General features: G+C 46.9%; 18 protein-coding genes. 12 read left to right on the plus strand and 6 right to left on the minus strand.

What is annotated here, in order from left to right:
• Nucleotides 1-182 precede the first annotated feature (182 nt).
• A complete protein-coding gene (locus IE104_RS04665; RefSeq protein WP_189416373.1) occupies nucleotides 183-986 on the plus strand; it encodes an inositol monophosphatase family protein in 804 nt (267 codons plus the stop codon).
• Between the two features lie 71 nt (nucleotides 987-1,057).
• Here IE104_RS04665 and IE104_RS04670 read toward each other — a convergent pair whose 3' ends face one another.
• The 5 genes from IE104_RS04670 to queA all read right to left on the minus strand — a co-directional run bounded on the left by IE104_RS04670 (nucleotide 1,058) and on the right by queA (nucleotide 8,784).
• Nucleotides 1,058-3,064 (minus strand): hybrid sensor histidine kinase/response regulator, encoded by a 2,007-nt coding sequence (locus tag IE104_RS04670; protein WP_189416374.1) that lies wholly within the window; start codon nucleotides 3,062-3,064, stop codon nucleotides 1,058-1,060.
• Nucleotides 3,065-3,240: 176 nt separating this feature from the next.
• Nucleotides 3,241-4,410, minus strand: coding sequence for a protein translocase subunit SecF (secF, locus tag IE104_RS04675; protein ID WP_229837610.1), 1,170 nt, complete (start codon nucleotides 4,408-4,410; stop codon nucleotides 3,241-3,243).
• 15 nt (nucleotides 4,411-4,425) lie between these two features.
• Nucleotides 4,426-6,306 carry a protein translocase subunit SecD gene (gene secD / locus IE104_RS04680; RefSeq protein WP_189416375.1) on the minus strand — a complete coding sequence of 627 codons (1,881 nt, stop codon included), beginning with the start codon at nucleotides 6,304-6,306 and terminating at the stop codon, nucleotides 4,426-4,428.
• Between the two features lie 188 nt (nucleotides 6,307-6,494).
• Nucleotides 6,495-7,628, minus strand: a complete 1,134-nt coding sequence (gene tgt / locus IE104_RS04685) for a tRNA guanosine(34) transglycosylase Tgt (RefSeq protein WP_189418282.1) — start codon at nucleotides 7,626-7,628, stop codon at nucleotides 6,495-6,497.
• A gap of 85 nt (nucleotides 7,629-7,713) precedes the next feature.
• The gene (gene queA, locus IE104_RS04690; protein ID WP_189416376.1) at nucleotides 7,714-8,784 is read right to left on the minus strand and encodes a tRNA preQ1(34) S-adenosylmethionine ribosyltransferase-isomerase QueA; all 1,071 of its coding nucleotides are present in this window, start codon (nucleotides 8,782-8,784) and stop codon (nucleotides 7,714-7,716) included.
• A gap of 497 nt (nucleotides 8,785-9,281) precedes the next feature.
• Between queA and IE104_RS04695 the strand changes: the two genes are divergently transcribed.
• The 4 genes from IE104_RS04695 to IE104_RS04710 all read left to right on the plus strand — a co-directional run bounded on the left by IE104_RS04695 (nucleotide 9,282) and on the right by IE104_RS04710 (nucleotide 13,058).
• Entirely contained in the window at nucleotides 9,282-9,860 is a 579-nt protein-coding gene (locus IE104_RS04695; RefSeq protein WP_189416377.1) for an outer membrane beta-barrel protein, read from the plus strand.
• A gap of 125 nt (nucleotides 9,861-9,985) precedes the next feature.
• Nucleotides 9,986-10,777, plus strand: coding sequence for an endonuclease/exonuclease/phosphatase family protein (locus IE104_RS04700; protein ID WP_189416378.1), 792 nt, complete (start codon nucleotides 9,986-9,988; stop codon nucleotides 10,775-10,777).
• The gene (gene clsB, locus IE104_RS04705; RefSeq protein ID WP_189416379.1) at nucleotides 10,774-12,066 is read left to right on the plus strand and encodes a cardiolipin synthase ClsB; all 1,293 of its coding nucleotides are present in this window, start codon (nucleotides 10,774-10,776) and stop codon (nucleotides 12,064-12,066) included. Before IE104_RS04700 ends, clsB begins: the two co-directional genes overlap by 4 nt.
• A complete protein-coding gene (locus tag IE104_RS04710) occupies nucleotides 12,063-13,058 on the plus strand; it encodes a lysylphosphatidylglycerol synthase domain-containing protein (protein WP_189416380.1) in 996 nt (331 codons plus the stop codon). The genes clsB and IE104_RS04710 overlap by 4 nt, the downstream gene beginning before the upstream one ends.
• Nucleotides 13,059-13,066: 8 nt before the next feature.
• Here IE104_RS04710 and IE104_RS04715 read toward each other — a convergent pair whose 3' ends face one another.
• Nucleotides 13,067-14,629 carry a hypothetical protein gene (locus IE104_RS04715; protein WP_189416381.1) on the minus strand — a complete coding sequence of 521 codons (1,563 nt, stop codon included), beginning with the start codon at nucleotides 14,627-14,629 and terminating at the stop codon, nucleotides 13,067-13,069.
• Nucleotides 14,630-14,798: 169 nt separating this feature from the next.
• On the opposite strand from IE104_RS04715, the gene flhA reads away from it, so the two are divergent.
• The 7 genes from flhA (at nucleotide 14,799) to IE104_RS04750 (ending at nucleotide 24,288) form a co-directional block, all read left to right on the plus strand.
• The gene (flhA, locus tag IE104_RS04720; protein WP_189416382.1) at nucleotides 14,799-17,036 is read left to right on the plus strand and encodes a flagellar biosynthesis protein FlhA; all 2,238 of its coding nucleotides are present in this window, start codon (nucleotides 14,799-14,801) and stop codon (nucleotides 17,034-17,036) included.
• A 50-nt stretch (nucleotides 17,037-17,086) separates the two neighbouring features.
• Nucleotides 17,087-18,670: a flagellar biosynthesis GTPase FlhF gene (gene flhF, locus IE104_RS04725; RefSeq protein WP_189416383.1), complete on the plus strand. Its 1,584-nt coding sequence runs from the start codon at nucleotides 17,087-17,089 to the stop codon at nucleotides 18,668-18,670.
• A gap of 221 nt (nucleotides 18,671-18,891) precedes the next feature.
• Entirely contained in the window at nucleotides 18,892-19,710 is an 819-nt protein-coding gene (locus tag IE104_RS04730; RefSeq protein WP_189416384.1) for a MinD/ParA family protein, read from the plus strand.
• 33 nt (nucleotides 19,711-19,743) lie between these two features.
• A complete protein-coding gene (locus tag IE104_RS04735; RefSeq protein WP_229837810.1) occupies nucleotides 19,744-20,466 on the plus strand; it encodes an RNA polymerase sigma factor FliA in 723 nt (240 codons plus the stop codon).
• 187 nt (nucleotides 20,467-20,653) lie between these two features.
• Nucleotides 20,654-21,037: a chemotaxis response regulator CheY gene (cheY, locus tag IE104_RS04740; protein ID WP_189416386.1), complete on the plus strand. Its 384-nt coding sequence runs from the start codon at nucleotides 20,654-20,656 to the stop codon at nucleotides 21,035-21,037.
• 44 nt (nucleotides 21,038-21,081) lie between these two features.
• Entirely contained in the window at nucleotides 21,082-21,888 is an 807-nt protein-coding gene (locus tag IE104_RS04745) for a protein phosphatase CheZ (protein WP_189416387.1), read from the plus strand.
• A gap of 27 nt (nucleotides 21,889-21,915) precedes the next feature.
• The gene (locus tag IE104_RS04750; protein WP_189416388.1) at nucleotides 21,916-24,288 is read left to right on the plus strand and encodes a chemotaxis protein CheA; all 2,373 of its coding nucleotides are present in this window, start codon (nucleotides 21,916-21,918) and stop codon (nucleotides 24,286-24,288) included.
• Nucleotides 24,289-24,330 lie beyond the last annotated feature (42 nt).

Here is a 24,330-nt window from a genome sequence, read left to right on the forward strand (position 1 = left end):
CAATAAATGAGCATTTTGAGTGTGATTTTGACGCCGTGCAGTCAACGCAGGTAATTTTTAGAGGTTCCCTAGAGCAAAGCGGGGTGAGGTGTTATACTGCGCGCCCTCGGCGAGAGGCGCTCTTCAATGTGCAGCCTGCGGCCACGCTCTTTCACAATCCACTCCCTCTTATCTGGTGCTCTATGGAACCCATGTTAACTATTGCCTTGCGCGCAGGCCGCAAAGCAGCTGAATTGATTGAACGTGCATTCGAACGTGTTGATTTAATCCCGGTTGAAGCAAAGAGCCGCAACGACTACGTGACCGAAGTCGACAAGGCCGCTGAAAAAGAAATTATTTATCATCTCCGTAAGGCCTACCCAGACCACAGTTTCCGTGGCGAAGAGGGTGGATTCCAGGAAGGCAAAAACTCCGATTACGAGTGGATTATTGATCCGCTTGATGGCACAACCAACTTCATCCACGGTTTGCCGCATTTCTCTATTTCCATCGCATGCAAATACAAAGGACAGCTTGAGCACGCCGTTGTTATTGATCCTATCAAGCGCGAAGAATTTACCGCGAGCCGTGGCCGTGGCGCCATGTTGAATGATCGCCGTATTCGCGTTTCTCCAAGACGTGGTTTTGAAGGCGCATTGATTGGCACCGGCATTCCGTTCAGCGGTTATGCCTTGGAACACATTGGCCCTTATTTGGAAACTGTAAAAGAAATTGCTGGTGAAACTTCTGGTATTCGCCGTTGCGGTTCTGCTGCATTGGATTTAGCTTATGTGGCTGCTGGCCGCTTTGATGCCTTCTGGGAAATGAATTTAAACCAGTGGGATATTGCAGCAGGTATTTTGTTGGTGACTGAAGCTGGCGGTTTGGTGAGTGATTTTAATGGCGGTGCAGATTATTTAGAGTCTGGCCATATTGTTTGCGGTTCACCGAAAGTGTTTAAACCTGTATTGCAGATTGTTCAGAAAAACTTGGGTTATTTGAAATAAGTTTTTTCAAATAGCTACACAAAAAAAACGAGGCACAAAGCCTCGTTTTTTTTGATTCATATTTGTAATTATCACCCCAAAAAAATCCTGTTCAAAGTCTCAATCAACCGATTCATATCAACCGGTTTGGTGAGATATTCAAAAAATCCTGATTTAATTCCGCGTTCAATATCATAGGGCATGGCGTTTGCCGATAAGCCCACCACTGGAATATGTTTTGTCATAGAATCATTTTTTAAAACGGTTAGCGCTTCAAAACCATCCATTCCCGGTAAATTAATATCAAGAATAATTAAATCAGGCTGACTGCTGCGAGCTTTGTAAATCCCGATAAACGGTTCTTCTGCTACATCCAAACTTAAACAGCTATGGCGCTCAAAAAATTGTTGCATCAAACGTATGTTGGTAGGGTTGTCTTCAATATACAAAACATGTTTGTGGTTTGCGAATGCAAGTTGCGTTGGTGCGTAATCTACAGATTTAATAATTTCAGTTTGTTGTTGGTTCCATTCGCTGGCGAGCGGTAAATCAATCCAGAATTCGGTGCCTACACCTTCGCTGCTTTGAAAGTCCAGGCGGCCGTTCATCATCTCTACCAATTGCTTGGTGATTACCAAACCTACGCCTGAACCTTCAATTTTGCTGAATTCTGCATTGAGACGATTGAATGGTTGGAAAACCTCTGCCTGGCGATTCGCGGGTATGCCTTTACCGTTGTCGCGTACGCACAACCGCAAGGTTTTGCTGTCGAGCAGCTGCAATTTGACTTCAACTTCTCCACCCATGTTGTTGTACTTAATGGCATTGCTAAGTAGGTTGATCAGCGCTTGTTTGTAGCGTACGTTATCGGCAACAACGTAATGGCCATCGAAACTCTGGGTGGTGGAATAAAGGCGTATTCCGCGAGCATCTGCTTGCGGTTGCACTAATGTGAAAGCTTCGTTGATGATGCGCGAAACTAGCACGGGTTCGAGCGATACGGTCATTTTTCCCGATTCAATTTTTGCGAGATCGAGTACGTCATTAATCAACTGCAACAAGTGATCGCCCGCTTTGCGAATTTCGCGCATGTTGGTCATTTGTTGTTGGGTTAAATTTAAATCGTATTCAAATAATTGCGCGTAACCCAAAATTGCATTCAAGGGTGTGCGTAACTCGTGACTCATGCTTGAAAGAAATTCTGATTTAGCCTGATTCGCTTTTTCTGCAGCGACTTTTGCTTGAATAACTTTTTCTTCTGCGAGTTTAATTTGTGTCATGTCCATATTGGCGCCGGACATGCGAACAGGTTTGCCCTCTGCATTAAAACTTGCGCGACCTCGTCCGCGTACCCAATGCAGTGCTTTGTCTTTACCGATTAAACGGTACTCAAGATCAAACGGACCTTTGCCTGCCAAATGATCTGCAAGCGCTTGGTCGAACTTGGCCAGGTCTTGTGGGTGAATATGTTTACGCCATACCACTATTTTATCTTCGCCCTGGGTAATTTCATCGTCATTGGCATCAAAGCCAATTAATTCCCAACAGCGACTGGAAAAGTGGAAGCCGCCTTTTTGGGCGTACCATTCCCAAATTCCGTCGTTGGATGATTGGATGATGCGCTCCTGGCGTGCTTCAGATTCGCGCAAGGCCTCTTCTGCCTGTTTCAATGCAGTTACGTCAAAACTTACGCCCGACATAATGATGACGCGGCCTTGTTCATCGCGAATAGAATCCGCGCGAACCTGTGTCCAAATATATTCGCCGTTTTTCATGCGCACGCGATAAAAACTGCTGAAAGGTTTCCCTGTGCGAAAATGTTCGTGCATGCTATCCGTGCTGGCTTGGTGATCATCGGGATGGATGTACATCCAAATATTGTTGGCATTATTGATGTGCACCTCGTCCTCAGGTGTATAGCCCATACGCTCCCAAAAACCACCAGACCAATCGATACGTTGGGTTACCAAATTCCACTCCCAGAATCCATATCCACTTCCACTGAAAATACGTTGGAAGCGTGCAACCGTTTCTCGCAGTACGTGAATATCAGTGCAGTCTGATAGATCAGCGCGAATTTGGATGTCGGGGTTATTCATAGATTTTCACAGGTTGAGAGTGGATTCTGATGTTATGGTTTGGTTTTATGTGCAAGGAAGATAAACCAGCCGCATGACAATTGCAAAATTAAACCGGCGCTAACTAAAACTACTTCCCCTAAAACAAAAAAACAGCGCAAGGCGCTGTTTTTTTATGACGAGAAACTTGGCAATTATTACGGAGCCATATCTGCTTCGCTGCCGTCACCTTCTTTGGCGCGGGGCATTAAGTCTTCTTTGCCAATACCCAGTGCTACCGTAGCGTTTGCGGCAATGTAGATAGAAGAGTAGGTGCCGAATACTACGCCGATCATCATGGCCTTGGAGAAACCTACCAGAATTTCGCCACCGAAGAAGAACAATACGGTCATCACCAGGAACACGGTGACGTGCGTCATAATCGAACGACCCAAGGTTTGGGTCATGGATATGTTCACGATTTCAATTGGATCTATTTTGCGCAGCTTACGGAAATTTTCGCGGATACGGTCAAAGATAACGATGGTGTCGTTAATGGAGTAACCAATCAGCGCAATAATTGCTGCGAGTACAGTTAAATCAAAATCCCATTGGAAGAAGGAGAAGCAACCCAAGGTCACTAGTGTTACGTGAACCAATGAAACAATCGCGCCTACTGAAAACTTCCATTGGAACTGAATGGCAACGTATAAAAATACCAACGCGAATGCGCAAATAATACCGAGGCCACCATTATTCATTAACTCCTCACCAACCTGTGAACCTACGGTTTCACTGCTCAGGATTTTAATTTTTGAATCTGTAGCTTCTTCAATCTTAGCTTTCAAATAATTGCTGTAAACCGCACTAAGAGGGTTGGCGACAATAACAGAAACACTGTTATCTTTTTCGGTGTTGTAAATCACTTTGCCGAAACGTTCAGGGGTGAAAATGTTAGATGCTGACAATTGTGCTTCGGTTGCATTCACAACCACGATTGTCTCTGCATAACCTTCAACATCGCGCGGCGGGTTACCCACATTTTTAATTTCTGCACCGTTACCGAGTTTGGTAATTTCAGTAGCAATGAGATCGCGACCTTTAGTTTTTAATTCATCTTTGGTGCGAACCATAATGTCGTTGCTTTCGCCGAACACAATTGCAACCGGGCTACGCAGATGTTCTTCTTCCAACACTTTGTGGATTTTTGGAATATCTGCAGGTTTATTCAGCAATAACTCAAGCTGCGATCCACCGGTAAAGTCCAAACCAAAATTAAAGCCGTGGAAGCCAATGGAGAATACGGCAATCAGGGTGAGGATAATAGAGAAACCAGAAGTATATTTCCGGATTCCCATAAAGTTAATTGTTTTTAATTCGTAAGCCATTATTGTGCGCTCCCCTTAAACTGAAACGTGTTGTAAGTTTTTGCGTTTACCGTAGAACAAGTTAGCCAATGCACGGCTAATCATGATTGAGGTAAACATGGAGGTCACAAGGCCAATACACAGCGTGATGGCAAAACCTTTTACTGCACCTGTACCTATCGCAAACAAAATTACACCCATAATAAAGGTGGTGACGTTAGCATCGAGAATGGTGATAAACGCGCGCTCATAACCAATATGTATAGCTTGTTGCGGAGACACGCCATTTTTGAGTTCTTCGCGAATCCGCGAATAAATCAGTACGTTGGCGTCTACTGCGATACCCAATGTTAAAACGATACCGGCAATACCAGGCAAGGTAAGCGTTGCACCAAACAGCGATAAAATGGTGAGCAACATAAACAGGTTAACGGTCAAAGCTACGTTTGCGAATAAACCAAACACGCGATAAACCGCGAGCATAAACAGAGAAACTACTGCCAAGCCCCACAAGCAAGATGTAACACCTTTCTTAATGTTTTCTTTACCGAGTGATGGACCAATAGTGCGTTCTTCTACGAAGTGCATAGGCGCTGCGAGCGCACCAGCGCGCAAAAGCAACGCAAGTTCAGAGGCTTCGCCCGGTGCATCCAAACCGGTAATACGGAATGAATAACCCAAAGCAGATTGCACTGTAGCCAGGCTGATAATTTTACGTTCAATGTATTGCGTATTTTTCTCAATTTGCTCACCTTTTTCGTTGGTCACAAATTCAGTGTGGTTTTTGTATTCGATAAACAAAATGCCCATTTTGCGACCAATGGCATTTTTGGTTGCATGGTTCATTTTTACGCCGCCCACGCTGTCGAGCGTAATGTTTACTTGCTGGCCGCTGGTTTCAGGATCATAGCCACTGCGTGCATCAGAAACCTGGTCGCCGGTAACGATGATTTGTTTTTCCAACCAAGCGGCGCCGCGACGACGCTGCTCGTTTTCATTGCGCCAGTTAAATTGTTCTTTGCTGGAAATCATTGCGTCGGGCAAGGCTTCCATGTGGAATTCAAGGTTTGCTGTTTTACCGATTACACGTTTTGCTTCAGCAGGATCTTGTACGCCGGCAAGCTCAACAATAATGCGGTTGCGACCTTGCTTTTGAACAATAGGTTCAGATACGCCCAATTCATTTACGCGGTTACGCAAAGTCTGTAAGTTCTGGCTGATCGCATAGTCTTCGATTTCTTTAACAGCGGCTTCGCTCAATGCTGCATTGAAAACAAATTCTTCAGCATTTTGGCTATCAACTTTAGTGAACAAATATTGTTGTAAAGTTTTGCGCAATTCAGCCATAGCTTGATCGCGGAATTCGGCCGTTTTAAAACGCGCAACAATCACGTTATTAGGTGTATTAACAATCGAGGTGTAACGAATTTTTTCTTTGCGCAGTTTTTCTTTAAAGTCGTCAGCGGTAATGGTTTGACGTTTTTCAACGGCAGAGGCTGTATCCACTTCTAACAAGAAATGCACACCGCCAGCCAGGTCCAAACCTAATTTCATTGGCACGGCGCCAAGGTTGCTCAACCATTTTGGGGTGGTAGATGCACGGTTAAGCGCAACAATATAGTCATCGCCCAGGCTTTGTTGGATGCGTCTGCGAGCGGTGGGTTGGTCTTCATCCTTATATAAGCGAACGAGAGCCGACTTACCATTAGCTTCAGCGCCGAAATATTCGATTTTGGCGTCCTTGAGCGCAGTTTCAACTTTAGTGAGCACTGCTGCGTCAATGGTAGTTCCACTTGAGCTGCCGGATATTTGGACAGCTGGGTCGGGAATATAAAAGTTAGGCACTGCATAAAGTAACGACAGCAGGGTCGTAACGACAAGCAGGATATATTTCCAAAGCGGGTAGCGGTTTAACATAAAAATTCCCGTGACGAATGTATGAAGCTTTTTACTGTTGGCGTTGACTCATCGAGCGGCGGTTATAGTGGTCTTGCCGGTTCGATTCATATTTAAACTGTGGCGGGTGGCGACAGATGAAAGCGCCGGATTATACCTATTTACCCAGCCACAACAATGATTAGGGCCGGGTTTTGGCGCCTGATGTTCTATTGTGGGGGCGCTTCTGGTACTTCCAACCCTTGGGCACCGTAAAAGTCTGTAAGAAAGGCTGCAAAAGTGCCTTCACTCAGGGCTTTACGCATTCTGGCCATCAAATTTTGATAGAAACGCAGGTTGTGAATGGTGTTGAGTTGAGCACCCAGCATCTCGTTGCATTTGTCCAAGTGGTGTAAATAGCTGCGGCTAAAGTTTTTGCAGGTATAGCAATCACAGTTGGCATCCAAGGGGCTGGTGTCATTGCGGTACTTGGCGTTGCGCAGTTTGAGGACGCCCTCGGTTACAAAAATATGGGAGTTGCGCGCGTTACGGGTAGGCATAACGCAGTCGAACATATCTATACCGCGACGTACTGCCTCGACCAAATCACCGGGCTTGCCCACGCCCATTAAATAGCGCGGCTTATCGGCCGGCATTTGCGGTGGCAAATGGTCAAGGATGCGAATCATGTCTTCTTTCGGCTCGCCCACAGATAAACCGCCAATGGCATAACCATCAAAACCAATTTCTGTCAGGCCATTTAAAGATTCGGTACGCAGGTGTTCATACATGCCGCCTTGCACAATTCCGAACAACGCAGACGGATTGCCTTGATGCGCAGCCTTCGACCGCGCCGCCCAGCGCTTGGAGAGCTCCATAGAATCGCGTGCTTGCTTCTCGGTTGCAGGGTAGGGCGTGCATTCGTCAAAAATCATGACGATATCTGAGCCGAGGTCTCGCTGTACCTGCATGGAGATTTCGGGGTCGAGGAGCACCTTGCTGCCATTGATGGGCGATTTGAAAGTTACACCTTCCTCGGTGATTTTGCGCATTTTGCCCAGGCTAAATACCTGGAACCCGCCGGAATCCGTGAGGATTGGGCCTTTCCATTGCATAAAGTCGTGGAGGTCACCGTGGGCTTTAACCACTTCGGTACCAGGGCGCAGCATAAGATGAAAGGTGTTGCCGAGAATAATCTGCGCACCTATGTCTTCTATATCTTTCGGTGTCATGCCTTTTACCGTGCCGTAGGTTCCCACGGGCATAAAGGCAGGTGTTTCAACGACTCCGCGCGGAAAGGTCATACGGCCACGGCGCGCTCGGCCGCCTTGATCGTTCACAGGCGCATCGAGTTCAAATTGCATCAGGCAGTCATTGCTGTTATCGGATGTTGTCACAGGGGATTTCTCTAATAGATATAAATTTAGTAAGAGCTTATATAACAGGGGCTTACGGAGTTTCCATTACCGCATCTGGATTCTTCGTCACAAACATGGCATCGCCGTAACTGAAAAAACGGTATTGGTTGGCAACTGCTTCTTTGTAGGCATTCATGGTATGTGAATAGCCGGCGAAAGCAGACACCAACATCAATAAGGTGGATTCGGGCAAGTGGAAGTTGGTTATGAGGGCATCCACTACCTGAAATTGGTAGCTTGGGAAAATAAAGATTTCCGTTTCACCCTGGTAGGGATGGATCTGGCCTTTGTGCTCTGGATTGTTGAAACCCTGAGCGGCTGACTCTAGGCAGCGCACGCTGGTTGTTCCCACGGCTATAACTCTGTTGCCAGCCGCTTTGGTTTTTCGAACGAGCTCGGCAACCTCTTCAGATAAATCCATTACTTCGGAATGCATATGGTGTTCCGAGATGTCATTCGCGCGAACGGGCTGAAAAGTACCGGCACCCACATGCAGGGTAACAAACGCGATCTGTACACCTTTGGAACGCAATTGTTCCAACATTAATTCATCAAAATGAAGCCCGGCAGTCGGAGCCGCCACTGCACCCTGATTTTTGCCGTAAACAGTTTGGTATCGCTCACGATCACTCGCCGCGTCTTCCCGGTCTATATAGGGAGGCAGAGGCATATGGCCGATACGGTCCAACACCGAAAGCGCGGTTTCTTCAGTTTCAAACTGCCATTCAAATAAAGCGTCGTGGCGGGCAACCATCTTCAAGCGGGTGCCATCTTCTAAAATCACGTAGGTGCCTGGGCGGGGTGCTTTGCTGGCACGCGTATGGGTAAGTACACGATGCGTGTCGAGCACGCGCTCCACCAGAATCTCAACCTGACCACCGGACTCTTTTTGACCAAAAATACGGGCAGGGATTACGCGGGTATCGTTAAACACCATTAAGTCGCCGGGATTGATAAGGTCCAGTAATTCGGGAAATTGACGGTGTGTTAAGGCACCGGTCGGTCCATCCAAATGTAATAAACGGCTACCCCGGCGCTCGGCAGTAGGAGCGCGGGCAATCAGCGAATCTGGCAAATCGTAGAAGAAATCTTGACGGCGCATAAAGCTGGATGTTCAGGCAAATAATAAGGGCGGCAAGGGTATACCAAAACGGCAAATTTTAACATGCAAACGCGGCCAAAAATATAATCTGGGGTCAGGTATATCTATCCTTTACATCGCCTTGCTCCGCAATCCTCCGCAGCGGAATGCTTCAAGTTTTATTTCCCCTTGGGAAAATATTATGAGCAGCCTTACTTAGTACTTAATCGTTTATTTCTGCGATTTTTCAAAGCGACTTTCTACTGTAAAAAAACACAATTTATTTTCTTTGTTGTCAGAAAAACCAAATCAAAATTTTTATCAAGTGTTGCTTTATGGCGTCGCTTTTCTTAGTTCGCTGTCGCACATACATTTAATCCTCCCCAAACTATTCTGAAATCAATACAGAACTATATGGAAACTCGTTTTCTCATTAGATTCAGTCATTAGGCTTTAGCTTTTTGACGAATAAAAATTGCGATCAATTCTGACGCAATATTTCAAGTGGAGGAGTTATCATGACTAAACAAAAAATTTTAGTAAGTACGTTGTTAGCAAGTTTGATTGGTATGTCGTCAAATACTTTTGCTGCGGAAGACCATGGTTTTACCTTTGGTATTGATTATGGGAAAACCGAAGCAAAAAAATATTGCGATAATATTGTGAGCTGCGACGACACGGATAAGGGTCCAAAAATTGAAATAGGATATGAATTTAACAAAACTTTTGGAGTTGAATTGGGCTATACCAGTTTTGGTACTATTTTCGATACTAATGACAATTCAGTACAAATTAAGCAGGAGTCTAATGCAATAACCTTAAGTGTGTTGGGTAATGTACCCATCGGCCAATATTTTGGTATCTATGGCCGTGTAGGTTATGCCCGCTATGACACAAATAACTCAGGTGTTGTTGAAGGTGTAGCACTTAAAGATGAGCACGGTAATACACCGGTTTGGGGTGCGGGTATTAAATTCAATGCAAGTGAACAATTTGCGTTGCGCCTTGAATATCAAAACTATTCAGACCTGTCAGATCAGCCAGGACATAAGGACGATGTAAAAGGATTGTTTGCCGGTGGGGTTTACCGTTTTTAAATAAATGGTGAGGCAGGAAAGTGTGTGAATAAAAACAACTCTCTTATACAGAGAGTTGTTTTTTTGAAAAAATATAGCGAGCGTATCCAAGTAAATTTTGACGTGAACAAATTAAGGATTTCACGATGACATCAATTATTAATCCTGGTGTTAAGGCAGAATGGCCTGAATTACAAACTGTTCATTCGCTGCGTATTTTAACGCTTAATACGCACAAAGGTTTTACTACGTTTAATCGCCGCTTTATTTTGCCTGAATTGCGCGAAGCGGTCAGGCAAATGTCAACAGATGTGGTTTTCCTCCAGGAAGTACTTGGTACTAACACGCAACATCCGGAGCGTTACCCCAATTGGCCGGTAGCTCCGCAATACGAATTTTTGGCAGATAGTATGTGGTCAGATTTTTCCTACGGGCGCAACGCAGTTTATCCGCACGGAGATCATGGCAATGCGCTGCTTTCCAAATTTCCTATTATCCGTTACGAGAATATTAATGTGTCGGTGGGAACTATAGAACAGCGTGGGCTTTTGCATTCGGTGCTCTACGTGCCGGGGCAAAAAGAAGTTCATGCTATTTGCGTGCATTTGGGATTGCGTGAATCTCATCGCCGTCAACAATTGGAGTTGCTAGGAAAATTATTGGATAGTTTGCCCGCAGATGCACCCGTAATTATCGCGGGTGACTTTAACGATTGGCGAAAGCGAGCAGATTCAATGCTCGCGCCTTTTGGCATGAAAGAAGCTTTTGTTAATGAGTTTGGTTCGCCAGCACGAAGCTTTCCTGCACGCTTACCCTTGTTATGTCTGGATCGGGTTTATGTTCGCAACGCCACTACCCATGATCCCGTTGTTTTGCACAAACGTCCTTGGTCGCATCTATCGGACCATGTTCCTCTGGCAGTGGAGATAAGGTTATGAGTGATCATTGGCGTGAAGGAAACAGTATCGATTTATTAATTAATGGCGAAGAATTTTTTCCCCGTGTCTTTGAATGTATTAGTAAAGCCAAGCGCGAGGTTTTACTTGAAACCTTTATTTTAAACGAAGATAAAATTGGCAAGGAATTACAACAGGTACTGATCAGCACAGCGAAACGCGGTGTACGGGTTGAAGTGACTGTGGATGATTACGGCACTGCCGATTTAAGCACGGAATTTATTAATGACATGCTTAATGCTGGCGTTAAATTGCATGTGTTTGATCCAACGCCACGTTTGTTAGGCGTGCGCGTTAATATGTTTCGTCGTTTGCACAGGAAAATTGTGGTGGTTGATGCAGAAGATGCATTTGTAGGTGGAATTAATTATTCAGCAGATCACCTGGCTTCTTTTGGCCCAACGGCAAAACAGGATTATGCCGTGCACGTACGTGGGCCTATTGTTCTGGATATCCACGAAGCTTGTTTGAAATTATTGAGGCAGGGATCCCCCCGTAAGAAAAAACATTTAGAAGATACCAAGTTAACCCCTGCAATAGATCTCGCGGGCAACAGTAAAATGTTACTAGCAGTACGCGATAACGTTTGGCACACCAGAGATATTGAGCGGCATTATTTGCGCGCTATCCACGGGGCTCGGCACAGATTATTAATTGCTAACGCCTATTTCTTTCCAGGCTATCGTTTGTTGCGTGCTTTACGCAGAGCTGCACGCCGAGGCGTTGAAGTTACGTTGATTTTGCAAGGCCGCCCCGATATGGCCTGGGTGTCTATGTGCACACGTTTGCTCTATAGCTATTTATTGAAAGAGGGAATTGTTATTCACGAGTACTGCCAGCGACCTTTGCACGGCAAAGTTGCTTTGGCTGACGATGAATGGGCTACGATTGGCTCCAGTAATTTGGATCCATTAAGTCTTGCGTTGAATTTAGAAGCCAATTTGGTGATTGAAGATAGGGCTTTTAATCAGCGGCTTTACAAACATTTGCAAGGTTTAGCTAAAGCCCATTGCAAACCCATAGATGTGAAAATAGCGGAGCACGGTTATTGGTGGCGCTTGCCATTGATATTTTTGAGCTTTCACTTTCTGCGCAGCTTTCCCAAAATTGCTGGCTGGTTTCCGACACATTCACCAGAGGTGCAATTACTTTCTCCCGATTCGCCATCAACACCCGTAAAATCTGTGAAAAAAGCAACGCCGGAGAAAAAATCTACCGCTGATAAAACGGCTTGGGAAAACTCTGTGCGCGACGCCGAGAAAATATCATGAGCCGAGAGAAGCTCTGGAAGTGGACAAAACGCGTTTTAACACTGTTTTTTTTTATCCTTGTTCCCATTTTTTTATTTATGCTGATCAAACATGTTGATTGGCATGAAGTCAAAGAAGCCCTGCAAAATTTAAAACCAACGAGTTTACTCCTCGGCTTGCTGGTCGCTTTAATAAGTTACAACGTGTACGGCAGTTATGATGTGCTAGGGCGAAAATACGCCGGACATTCTCTTCCTATTCGCCAGATATTGTGTGTGGCGCAAGTGTGCTATGCCTTTACTTTAAATTTGAGTTATTGGGTGGGCGGCTTTGCGTTGCGGTTTCGCTTGTATTCCCGGTTGGGTTTGGACACCCCTACAATCACCAAAGTTTTCTCCCTGAGTGTGATTACTAATTGGCTGGGTTACACGCTGCTTGCGGGAATTATTTTCTCGTTGCGATTGCCGGATTTGCCCGAGAATTGGAAAATCGGTGAAACGGGCTTGCAGCTCGTTGGCGTTGTGTTGCTGTTGATTGCTTCAACTTATTTGTTAGCGTGCAAATTTTCGCGGCGGCGCTCATGGAAGTTCAGGAAGCACGAAATTAATTTACCTGCGTTCACTCTTGCTCTCACCCAAGCAACTCTGGCTGCTATTAATTGGTCTTTAATGGCTTTGCTTGTTTATATTTTGCTACCAGCGAAAGTTGATTATCTTACGGTATTAAGCACTTTATTGATCAGTAGTTTGGCGGGCGCTATTGCGCATATTCCTGCAGGCTTAGGGGTGTTGGAGGCGGTGTTCGTAGCCATGCTACAACACAAATTGTCGCACGGCTCGATTATTGCCGCACTTATAGGCTACCGTGTTATTTATTTCTTAATTCCTTTGGGAGTTGCAACGATTACTTATCTCATTCTTGAAAGCCGCGCTAAAAAATTGCGGGCTAATAATGTTGCTGAAAAAAGTTCAAACAATTCGTCACCGTCTTCCTCTTTTGGTACGCAGCCTTAATGGATTCGTCAATGAAATAAATTTTGCTTGGTTTCACTCAGCGCTTTTAGCGTGTTGAGTTCTTGTTGTAATTGATTATGATTTTGAATGTCGTTGACTAATTGCGTTAACTTTCGCTCTTGTTTAGGATCTGTTTTTACATCAACCAAATAGAAATTCGCATAGGTTTCGATTTTGGTATCCATGCTGCTGTTAAAATCTTCAATCATACTTTTCATTCCGCTTTCCATCACATCCAAAATGCGCGACATCTCCTGCTTTTCATGAATGGTTTTGTAGGTGAAATTGCCGCGTGTTAAATCACCATTGTCCGTGCCCACAACACCCTCAATTTCACGGCTCTGACGTTCAAACGAGTTCACTTGTTTTATCAATAAACCGCCCTTGTCATTAAGGGCGGTTTCGGTGCGTTGTTCCAGACGCAGGGTCATAGATTCGGGAATGATTAATTGGTGTTCTGGTTTGTACAGCATGAGCAAAGGCGCGCTAATAACGGCGGTGAAATCGGGTAATCCGGTATCAAAAGCAGCTATGGCTTTTTCCGCAGGTGAATCGGCGGGAGTCTTGTCGGCTGCAGTTTTGGGTGCGAGTAAACTGGTTAATCCATCTATAACAAAACGCAAGCTGGCGGAGTTGAAATGCTCTTGTTGCAATGGTTGGTGTTCGTTAAGCGTTTTGCGAATAACCTCCAGATAACTTTCCAGCGCTTGGTGAAACGATGAATTCGCTTCACCCAATAAACTTTGCAAATCTGCCGTGATATCAAAGCTGTAACCATCGCCATCCTTTGCGCGCAAGGTTTGGGTTTGCTTTGCTTCGTCCACCGAATATTCGTAACTCGCGGTGGTATAGGTATCAATGGTCTTGGCTTTGCTGAATTCGATTTTGAAATCTTTTAGTTGAGCTTGGTCGAACTCTTTCAACCCGTGTAGCTGGGTCGTACCGGTACGGAAAAAATCGTCGGCAATGTCGCCAAGTTTGCGGGCGAGTTTTTCCAATGCGTCCTGTTCATCCTTCGATAACTTCCCCTCTACATTGAACGAAAACTCCAGGCTGTCCCCCAGTAAACCGGAGCTATGCTGGATTTTCACGTCGATGTTGTCGCCATCTTTGGTGCGGATACGCAGGGTCACGGTGGACTTGGGCTTGCCTTCGTAAGCTTCAAAGTCCAACTTAAGTTTGTCGGTCGCTTTGGTGCTGGCCATTTGTTGGCTGCGGGCGTCGTTTCTGTATTGGTTGGTTTCGCGGCTGAGGGCACCGATCTGATTGAAAAAACTGCTGGTGGAAAAGGGGCTTCGGCTAGTGCTCAGGCTGCTTAGCTCAGATATTAGCGACTGGTTGACGGCAACACTCGCGACGCCTTTAGCTTGGGCGCTGCGAATCTGGACCACATTAACGAGCCTGGGCGGTTCGTAGGTATCTGAAGGTTTGGAAGGACCGGTAAATGTAACGATTGCGGAAGGCGGGTTCGCAGTGCTGGTATCCGGCAGCTTGGGTTCATCCACATTTTTAGTAATCTCTAGTAGCGAGTTATTTGGTGTGAATGACGTTGGATTGGCAGTAATTTGCACCCTGAGCCTCCTCAAATCCTGCTTTAGGTATGGACTTGGTATCGGCAATAACTCCAGAAACTTTAAACCTGGCCGAGGGGGCGAAAGAAGTTTTTCGTTAGGATTCAAATAGGCACGGCTCTTGCGATAGCACCTCACATCATTCTTAAGTGTCAAGAATCCGTGAATTATGGCCATACCAACGTTTAGTCAGTTGAACAATGTCGGCGGCAGATCAGCCCTCGATTCTTTCCGTGGAATAGGCAAGGGCGCATTCGGTATTCCGATCATGCTCATGATCTTGCTGGCCATGTTGGTGCTGCCGATTCCGCCGCTGTTATTAGATGCCTTTTTCTCGTTTAACATCGCACTTTCCCTCGTGGTTTTGCTCGTCAGTGTATACGCCCAGCGCCCGCTGGATTTTGCTGCTTTCCCGACTATTTTGCTGATTGCGACCTTGCTGCGTTTGGGTATGAACGTGGCCTCGACCCGTGTGATTTTGATTAATGGTCATGAAGGCGGCCACGCCGCCGGTAAGGTAATTGAGTCTTTCGGTGAGGTGGTGATTGGCGGTAATTACACCGTAGGTTTGGTGGTATTTATCATTTTGATGATCATCAACTTTGTGGTGGTCACCAAGGGTGCTGGCCGTATTTCTGAAGTAAGTGCGCGCTTCACCCTGGACGCAATGCCCGGTAAGCAAATGGCGATCGATGCAGACTTGAACGCCGGTTTGATCGATCAAGACCAAGCGCGTCATCGCCGTCAGGAAGTTGCCGCGGAAGCAGATTTCTACGGCGCAATGGATGGTGCGAGCAAGTTCGTAAAAGGCGATGCCATTGCGGGCATCATGATCATGCTGATCAATATTTTTGGCGGCTTGGCCGTGGGGATTTTGCAGCACGATTTGCCGTTTATGGAAGCGCTGCAAAAGTACACGCTGTTGACCATTGGTGACGGCCTGGTAGCGCAAATTCCTGGTCTTTTACTTTCTGTTGCCTCTGCGATTTTGGTGACTCGTGTAAACACTGCGCAGGACATGGGTAAGCAGGTTGTTGATCAACTTTTTGCATCGCCCAAAGCCTTGGCTGTGTCTGCCGGTATCTTGATTGTGATGGGTCTGATTCCCGGCATGCCCCACGTTGCATTCCTCGGGTTGGGCTTGGTGTGCGCGGCTATTGCTTACTACATCTATTGGAAAAAAGAACAGCCTGCCGCGGTAGATGAAGGTTCATTTATTCCCTCCGGCAGCCGCTTGGCACAGGAGCTTAATAACGCTAACCAACCCACCAATATGGGTGGTGGCGGTGCTACCTTGGCTCCACAGCGTACGCCACCAGCCTTGCCCCAGGGCTCCGCCCCAGAAACACCTGAGTTGGGCTGGGATGATGTACAGCCTGTAGATGTCATAGGTCTTGAAGTTGGCTATCGCCTCATCCCAATGGTGGACAAAAACCAGGGCGGTGAATTGCTTGGCCGAATCAAAGGTGTCCGTAAAAAGCTCTCACAAGAAATGGGCTTTTTAATTCCATCCGTACACATCCGCGATAACCTTGACTTAATGCCAACTGGATATCGCATTAGTTTAATGGGCGTAGCTATTGCAGAAGCAGAGGTTTATCCCGACCGCGAATTGGCGATTAATCCTGGGCAAGTATTCGGCAATCTGGATGGTGTGAAAACTAAAGATCCCGCGTTTGGGTTAGATGCTGTCTGGATTAGTTCCAGCCAGAAAGAACAGGCGCAGACCTTGGGTTATACCGTGGTTGACCCGAGTACTGTGGTAGCGACCCACCTCAATCAAATCCTGCAAAACCACACCCATGAATTGCTCGGCCACGAAGATGTGCAGAAGCTGTTGGACATGCTGGCCAAGACTTCGCCCAAGCTTGTGGAGGAATTGGTACCTGGCACTATCAGCCTCAACGTACTCTTAAAAGTCTTGCAAACCTTGCTGCGCGAACGTGTACCTATCCGCGATATTCGCTCCATCGCTGAAGCTTTGGCGGGTGCTAGTGGCAAGAGTCAAGATCCCGTCGCTTTGACTGCTCTGGCCCGTGTTGCGCTCTGCCGTCAAATTGTCCAAAACATCATTGGAAACGAGCAAAACCTGCCTGTTGTAACGATTGATCCGAGCTTGGAACAGTTATTGCTGAGTACCGTTCAGCAGGCACAAAAAGCTGGCGCTGATGACGGCGCGTTTATTGAGCCCGGCTTGGCTGATCGCCTGCAAGAGTCCTTGATTCAAGCGGCGCAAAAGCAAGAGATGGCGGGGAAACCCTTGGTGTTACTGGTGGCAGCGCCACTGCGGATGATGATGTCGCGCTTCCTGCGTCACAGCCTTCCCGATATGCGCGTACTGGCTTACACCGAAATCCCGGACAACAAACAAATTACGATTGATGCGAGTGTGGGTGCAGACCGCTAGGTTAAGAACCCGACTCACTACCTGAAGTAGCCGAAAGGCAGGAGCTGAATATGCAAGTTAAACGTTTCGTAGCCGCTGATATGCGCCGTGCGTTAGAACTGGTCCGCCAAGAGCTGGGCCCAGATGCAATTATTCTCTCGAGTGGCCGCGTGCCGGAAGGTGTGGAGCTGCTGACAACTACAGGTTCAGACAGCGAACTTGCGCAACTGCAACAACAGCCGTTAGGCAGAATGGCCTTGGCCAGTGCATCTCCAATGATGAGCGATGGTGCTTGGGCAGAAACCGAAGTTATCGAGCGCGCCGCTAAACAGCACGTTAATAGCAGTTTTGCATCCACCTTGGCGGCATCCAAATCCGGTAGCAGTAATTCAGGTAAATCTGGCAAGCAATTAGTTGATGATATCGAGCAAGCACGTTTGCGTATGCTCGCCAGTCAAAAAGCTGAAGAGTCTGCAAAAGAATTTTTGGTAGGCAAAAATACGGTGGTGAATGCGAGTATCCCAAGACACGCTGCCGCCGCTAAAACCCCTGTTACTCAACCACAAGCAGCTGTTATCAAAGTTGAAACCAAATCCAGTCGCCCACAAGGTCGCAAAGCAGTTGCTGCCCCGGTAGAGACTAAAGTAGACGCTAAAGCCAAATCGATTATGAGTGCCGCTGAACGCTATCCTTTGGTGGATGACGAAGATAAGGTTTCCTTGAATAGCAAATCTGATCGCGCGCCTGCTTACGCTGCTAACCAAGCGAATGAACTGCACGAACTGCAAGCTGAAATCGCGGATATGCGCTTTCTGCTTGAACAACAACTTGATCGCCTAACCGGTACCACAACGCCGGCCGCCAACTCTCCCGTGTTGGGCAGTGTAGGGCGTCGTTTGGAGCGTTTGGGTTTGCCTTCGGCTCTGGTTGGAAATGTATTGAACCGCTGCACAAAAACTAAATCGGTGAGTGATGCCTGGCCAGATGCTTTGGCAAACCTGGCTCATCAATTACCTGTTGCTGGCCGCGATATAGTTGATCAAGGCGGTGTGTTTGCGTTTGTCGGCCCAACCGGCGTTGGCAAAACTACTACCATCGGCAAGCTTGCTGCGCGTTATGTATTGCAGCACGGCGCTGACAAAGTTGCCTTGATTACTACAGATACTTATCGCATTGCAGCGCACGACCAATTGCGTTCACTTGCACGTATTTTGCGAGTGCCTGTGCGCGTAGTGGATGAAAGTAATTCGTTGGAAAGCCTGTTGCGCAGTTTGCGTCACTGTTCATTGATTTTGATTGATACAGCAGGCTTTCGTCATGGGGATCCGCACCTGAAGGCACAATTAAAAGCCTTGGCAGATCAGCCACAAGTGAAGAGTTTGTTAGTTCTTTCCTGCAATAGCCAAGAGCAAATGTTGAAAGCCTCTGTCCACGCTTACGGCGCTGCGCGCTTGCAAGGTTGTGTACTAACCAAGTTAGATGAAACTGCCAGCATGGGTGAAGCCTTAGGGGTGGTTGCGCAAAATCGTTTGCCTGTGGTGTATACAACTGATGGTCAGGATATCCCTAAAAATATTGAAGTAGCGCGTGCGCATCAATTGGTGGCTAAGGCTGTGGCACTTTTGAAAACCAACCCGGCTTCGGCGGTTTCTTAAAACAAATCCCCCTCGGTCCCCCTTTTCCAAAGGGGATGTAAAAGTGCCTTAATGTGTTTGTGGCACTGATCAACCCCCTTTGAAAAGGGGGTCGCCGCAGGCGGGGGGATTTTGCTTTTGAAATTACAAAACCAGTTATAAAAAGTCAGTAACAATCCAAATCAGTATCTATACTCAGTTCACAAATTTAGATTTAGGCCGGTTGTTGGAGTTAATAATCAATGCGCCCAGTACAAGTTATCGCCGTGTCCGGCGGCAAAGGCGGAGTCGGCAAAAGCAATATTTCCGTGAACCTCAGTATCGCCCTGGCGGAAATGCGCCGGCGCGTAGTCCTGTTTGATGCCGACCTCGGGTTGGCGAATGTCGATGTTCTTCTCGGCTTAAAAGCCACTCATACACTCGCTGATGTGCTTGCAGGCACTCATTCATTAATGGATGTTTTGGTTAATGGTCCAGCGGGTATCAAGATTGTTCCAGCTTCGTCCGGCGTGCAGCGCATGGCCGAGTTAAGTGCTGCTGAGCATGCCGGTTTAATCAACGCTTTCAATGAGTTAAGCGATCAAGTTGATGTGCTTATTATAGATACGGCTGCCGGTATTTCAGATACAGTTGTCAGCTTTGTGCGCGCTGCCAATGAGGTTGTTGTAGTCGTTTGCGATGAACCTTCTTCCATTACAGACGCCTACGCGCTCATCAAACTTCTTAACAAAGAGTACAACATGCAACGCTTCCGCGTGATCGCGAATATGACGCGCAATCCGGCGGAAGGCACCAGCATGTTTAACAAACTGAATACCGTGTGCGAACGCTTCCTCGACGTAACCCTGCAGTTCGTTGGCCAGGTTCCCTTCGATGAAGAAGTACGTAACGCCGTACGCAAACAAAAAGCCTTGCTGGAGTTTGCACCTACTTCTAAAGCCGCCGTTGCGATTCGTGGTTTGGCGCAAACCGTGGACAAGTGGCCGTTGCCGAGCGGTCCTAGCGGGCGTCTGGAATTTTTTGTAGAACGTTTACTTCGTGCGGCGAATGACCGCTACTGAGTATGACTTATGGCCGCAGTTGATAGGTTAGCCATGTACGATAAAACGGAGCAAAGCCTTCACAACGCGCGCATTGAAGAGTTTGCGCCCCTCGTGAAGCGCATCGCCTACCACATGATGATGCGTATGCCTGCCAGCGTGCAGGTAGACGATCTTATTCAGGCTGGAATGATTGGCCTGATCGAAGCTGCACAAAAATACGATTCCTCCAAAGGCGCCAGTTTCGAAACCTATGCCGGTATCCGCATTCGCGGTTCCATAGTCGATGAAATGCGCCGTGGCGACTGGGCTCCGCGCTCGGTTCACCGCAATTCCCGCCGTATTGCCCAAGCCATTAAAGCTGTAGAAGCCCGCACGGGTCGCGATGCCCAGGATGCCCAAATTGCTGCCGAGCTTGAGGTGAGCCTGGAGGAATATCACTCCATGCTGCAAGACTCCAACTGCAGTCGTCTTTACAGCTATGAAGAAACCTTCGGCGAAGAAGACAGCAATATAGATGCAAGCGAAACCAGCAGTGCATTCGCCAGTCCTTTTGAAGGTTTGCAGCGCGAAGGCTTAAAGAAAGCGCTCGCCTCCGCTATTAGTCAGTTGCCCGAACGCGAACGCATGGTGCTTGCTCTCTACTATAACGAAGAGCTCAACCTTAAAGAGATTGGGTTGGTGCTGGGGGTGAGCGAATCGCGCGTTAGCCAAATTCATAGCCAGGCTGCCTCGCGGTTGAAATCGCGTTTGGCGGGTTGGCAGTCGCAGGGTTAAAAGCATTACCCCCCAACGGCAACGCAGGAGTAGGTGCCGTGGAGGTTGCTTGTCATGCAAACACTTCGAACAAATAAAGCTCAATAAGTAATTAAAAAAGTTTTTTAACGTCAGAAAACTGGCTAGATCGCCAACACTGGCTAGACTAACAGTAAACGAAATTCCTGTAGGTGTGACGGAGGTTGCTTTGGATAAGAACATGAAAATCTTGATTGTCGATGACTTCTCGACGATGCGGCGGATCATTAAAAATCTGCTGAGAGATTTGGGTTTTTCAAATACCCATGAAGCGGATGACGGCATGACAGCATTGCCCATGCTCAAGAGCGGTGACTTCCAGTTTTTGGTAACAGATTGGAACATGCCTGGCATGACGGGTATTGATTTGCTGCGCGCTGTGCGTGCCGACGAAAAACTCGCCACCTTGCCGGTGCTTATGGTTACTGCAGAAGCCAAGCGCGACCAAATTATTGAGGCAGCACAAGCCGGGGTAAATGGTTACGTCGTAAAACCTTTTACGGCGCAGGCGCTTAAAGAAAAAATTGAAAAAATATTTGAGCGTGTTGGCTAACAAAAAAACGTTTTGCTGCCACAACCTAACAATAAGGCATATCCATGGCATCCGAGATATTAGTCGATCCTAACAACGAATTGTTCATTGCCGAACTCAAAGAATGTGCAAAGCTGTTAACGGAAAAATTGCAAGGCAATCAGTTTGAAGAAGCTTCTGCGCTTATTCAAAGTATTACTGAATCACGTGATCGCCATATTTTTCAAACGGTGGGTAAATTAACTCGCGGTTTGCACAATGCTATTGTGAATTTCAATGTAGATGCTGATCTCAGCAAGCAGCCTCCAAAAATTGAAGGTTCAGATATTCATGACGCATCTAATCGTTTGAATTACGTTATTGAACTTACGCAAAAAGCAGCAGAGAGAACCATGGATATGGTTGACGAAGCTGCACCAATTGCAGCAAATCTTGGTCAGGAAGCCAGCTTGTTGCGAAATGATTGGGCACGCTTAAAACGCCGCGAAATGTCTGCCGATGAATTCCGTGAATTGTACGAGCGTATGGATGGTTTTCTCGGGCAAATGGAAGTAGGCACCGAGCGTTTGAACAAAAGTTTACAAGACATTGTGCTCGAACAAGGCTTTCAGGATTTAACCGGCCAGGTATTAAAGCGTGTTATAGGTTTAATCAAAGACGTTGAAAAAGATTTAGTCGATTTAGTGCGCATGGCTGGTCAGGTTGAAGAAATCACCGGCATCGTCGATAACTTGGATGGCGAGCAAAATATCGATGACTTAATTGAAAAACGTAAGCACGAGGCTGAAGGCCCACAAATTAATAAAGAACGTGAGAACGTAGTTTCCGGTCAGGATGAAGTTGATGACCTTTTATCCAGTCTCGGTTTCTAGAGCCAAATGTTTTTGGGGAATAGCTGAATGAGTTTTGGTGATGACGAGGATATTCTTCAGGACTTTTTAGTTGAAGCAGGCGAAATTTTAGAGCGCCTCTCGCAACAACTAGTTGATCTTGAACAGCGTCCTGATGATAAAAATTTATTAAACGCGATTTTTCGTGGATTTCACACTGTAAAAGGTGGGGCTGGCTTTTTGTCGCTCACACCTATGGTGGAATGCTGTCATCTCACTGAAAACCTTTTCGATATTTTGCGCAACGGTAAACGCGAAGTTACCTCTGAATTAATGGATGTGGTGCTCCAGGCACTCGATAGTGTTAAAGACCAATTTGATATTGTAACTGCACGCGGTGAGTTACCGCCTGTTGATCCGCATTTAATCCATGCGCTGGAACGTTTGGTTTCCTGCGAAGATTTAAATGAACCTGCAGCGGAAGTAGAAGTTGCTGCTCCGCAAGAAGTTTACGTAGAAGCCCCAGCTGTTGTTAGCACTGCTCAGGGTGATATTACTGACGACGAATTTGAAAAGTTATTAGACGCAATAAATCAAACGCCTTCAACAACGCCACCTGTTCAAGCTGCCGCACCCGCTCCTGTAGCAGATGCAAGCAGTGATGAAATTACTGAAGACGAATTTGATGCGTTACTCGATCAACTTCATGGCAAAGGAAAAGCACCCAACGCAAAAGTTGCGGCTGCTCCAACTCCTGTTGCAAGCGTCCCTGCTGCAGCCGCCACACCTGCTCCCGCAGCATCGGCAGGGGACGAAATTACTGACGATGAATTCGAAGCTTTGCTCGATCAGCTTCACGGCAAGGGCAAAGGGCCTGGTATAGATGCACCCAAAGCTCCTGCAGAAAAACCTGTTGCAGCCGCACCTGTGTCAGCCGCACCTGCGGCAAGCGGCTCAGATTTAATTAACGATGACGAATTCGAAGCGCTGTTAGATCAGTTGCACGGCAAAGGCAAAGCGCCAACTTCAGCAAGTGTTGCTGCGACCAAGCCGACAGCTCCTGTTGCACCCGTTGCGGCCAAACCAGCTGCTGCGCCAGCTCCAAAAGCGGAAGCGCCTAAACCGGCCACACCTTCGCCAGCTGCGCCAAAGCCCGCTACACCTCAGCCAGCCGCACCTAAAGCAGAAGCACCGAGGCCATCTGCTGCACCAGCGCCCGCGCCCGCAGCTGCGGATAAAGAAGGGCCTGCTGCTGTTGAAACCACTGTACGTGTAGATACCCAGCGTCTCGACGATATTATGAATATGGTTGGCGAATTGGTATTGGTACGTAACCGTTTGGTGCGTTTAGGTAATACCTCGACTAACGAAGCTTTAGTAAAAGCTGTAGCAAATTTGGATGTGGTGACTGCAGATTTACAAACATCCGTAATGAAAACACGGATGCAGCCCATCAAAAAAGTATTCGGGCGTTTCCCGCGCGTTGTACGCGATTTGGCTCGCCAACTGAAAAAAGAAATCAATCTTGAATTAGTTGGTGAAGAAACTGATCTCGACAAAAATCTGGTAGAGGCGCTTGCAGATCCGCTGGTGCACTTGGTGCGCAACTCGGTAGATCACGGTGTTGAATTTCCGGATGTGCGCGAAGCTAATGGTAAATCTCGTACCGGTCAGGTTGTTTTATCAGCCGAGCAAGAAGGCGACCATATTTTATTGTGCATCAGCGATGACGGTGCAGGTATGGACCCGGTTAAATTGCGCCGTGTTGCTGTTGAAAAAGGTTTGTACGATGAAGATACAGCCGCGCGTTTATCGGATGTAGAAGCATTCAATTTAATTTTTGCACCTGGCTTCTCCACCAAGAAAGAAATTTCAGATGTGTCGGGTCGCGGCGTTGGTATGGATGTGGTGAAAACCAAAATCAACCAACTCAACGGCAGCGTAGAAATTCAATCGACCCTGGGCAAGGGCACGCGTTTTATTATTAAAGTGCCGCTCACCTTGGCAATTATGCCAACGCTGATGATTATGATCGGCAAGCAAACTTTTGCGTTGCCACTCGTGAGCGTAAACGAAATTTTCCATATGGATTTATCAAAGAGCCATGTGGTGGACGGGCAAGACTGTATTGCCATTCGCGATCAGGCAATTCCTTTGTTCTATCTAAAAGATTGGCTGATTAAAAATTCGAGTAGTGGTGCACGGCAGCAATTTGCACATGTTGTTATTGTGACCGTAGGCACGCGCCGCGTAGGTTTTGTGGTTGATCAATTAATTGGTCAGGAAGAGGTGGTTATCAAACCTCTGGGTAAAATGTTACAAGGTACACCAGGTATGGCTGGTGCAACTATTACGGGCGATGGCACTATTGCGTTAATTTTGGATATCCCCAGTTTACTCCGCCGCTATGCGAAGGGATCTGCTTCGTGGGGACACACCTAGGATCCCATCCAAATTCCATTAATATAATCGCCCAGTCGGGTA

This window comes from Cellvibrio zantedeschiae, assembly GCF_014652535.1.
Taxonomy (GTDB): Bacteria; Pseudomonadota; Gammaproteobacteria; order Pseudomonadales; family Cellvibrionaceae; genus Cellvibrio; species Cellvibrio zantedeschiae.

Excerpts from the sequence above, each read along its gene's own strand:
- IE104_RS04665 (WP_189416373.1), top strand. The coding sequence starts at position 183 with ATGGAACCCATGTTAACTATTGCCTTGCGCGCAGGCCGCAAAGCAGCT.
- IE104_RS04670 (WP_189416374.1), bottom strand. The coding sequence starts at position 3,064 with ATGAATAACCCCGACATCCAAATTCGCGCTGATCTATCAGACTGCACT.
- secF (WP_229837610.1), bottom strand. The coding sequence starts at position 4,410 with ATGGCTTACGAATTAAAAACAATTAACTTTATGGGAATCCGGAAATAT.
- secD (WP_189416375.1), bottom strand. The coding sequence starts at position 6,306 with ATGTTAAACCGCTACCCGCTTTGGAAATATATCCTGCTTGTCGTTACG.
- tgt (WP_189418282.1), bottom strand. The coding sequence starts at position 7,628 with ATGCAATTTGAACTCGATGCGCCTGTGAACGATCAAGGCGGCCGAGCG.
- queA (WP_189416376.1), bottom strand. The coding sequence starts at position 8,784 with ATGCGCCGTCAAGATTTCTTCTACGATTTGCCAGATTCGCTGATTGCC.
- IE104_RS04695 (WP_189416377.1), top strand. The coding sequence starts at position 9,282 with ATGACTAAACAAAAAATTTTAGTAAGTACGTTGTTAGCAAGTTTGATT.
- IE104_RS04700 (WP_189416378.1), top strand. The coding sequence starts at position 9,986 with ATGACATCAATTATTAATCCTGGTGTTAAGGCAGAATGGCCTGAATTA.
- clsB (WP_189416379.1), top strand. The coding sequence starts at position 10,774 with ATGAGTGATCATTGGCGTGAAGGAAACAGTATCGATTTATTAATTAAT.
- IE104_RS04710 (WP_189416380.1), top strand. The coding sequence starts at position 12,063 with ATGAGCCGAGAGAAGCTCTGGAAGTGGACAAAACGCGTTTTAACACTG.
- flhA (WP_189416382.1), top strand. The coding sequence starts at position 14,799 with ATGGCCATACCAACGTTTAGTCAGTTGAACAATGTCGGCGGCAGATCA.
- flhF (WP_189416383.1), top strand. The coding sequence starts at position 17,087 with ATGCAAGTTAAACGTTTCGTAGCCGCTGATATGCGCCGTGCGTTAGAA.
- IE104_RS04730 (WP_189416384.1), top strand. The coding sequence starts at position 18,892 with ATGCGCCCAGTACAAGTTATCGCCGTGTCCGGCGGCAAAGGCGGAGTC.
- IE104_RS04735 (WP_229837810.1), top strand. The coding sequence starts at position 19,744 with ATGTACGATAAAACGGAGCAAAGCCTTCACAACGCGCGCATTGAAGAG.
- IE104_RS04745 (WP_189416387.1), top strand. The coding sequence starts at position 21,082 with ATGGCATCCGAGATATTAGTCGATCCTAACAACGAATTGTTCATTGCC.
- IE104_RS04750 (WP_189416388.1), top strand. The coding sequence starts at position 21,916 with ATGAGTTTTGGTGATGACGAGGATATTCTTCAGGACTTTTTAGTTGAA.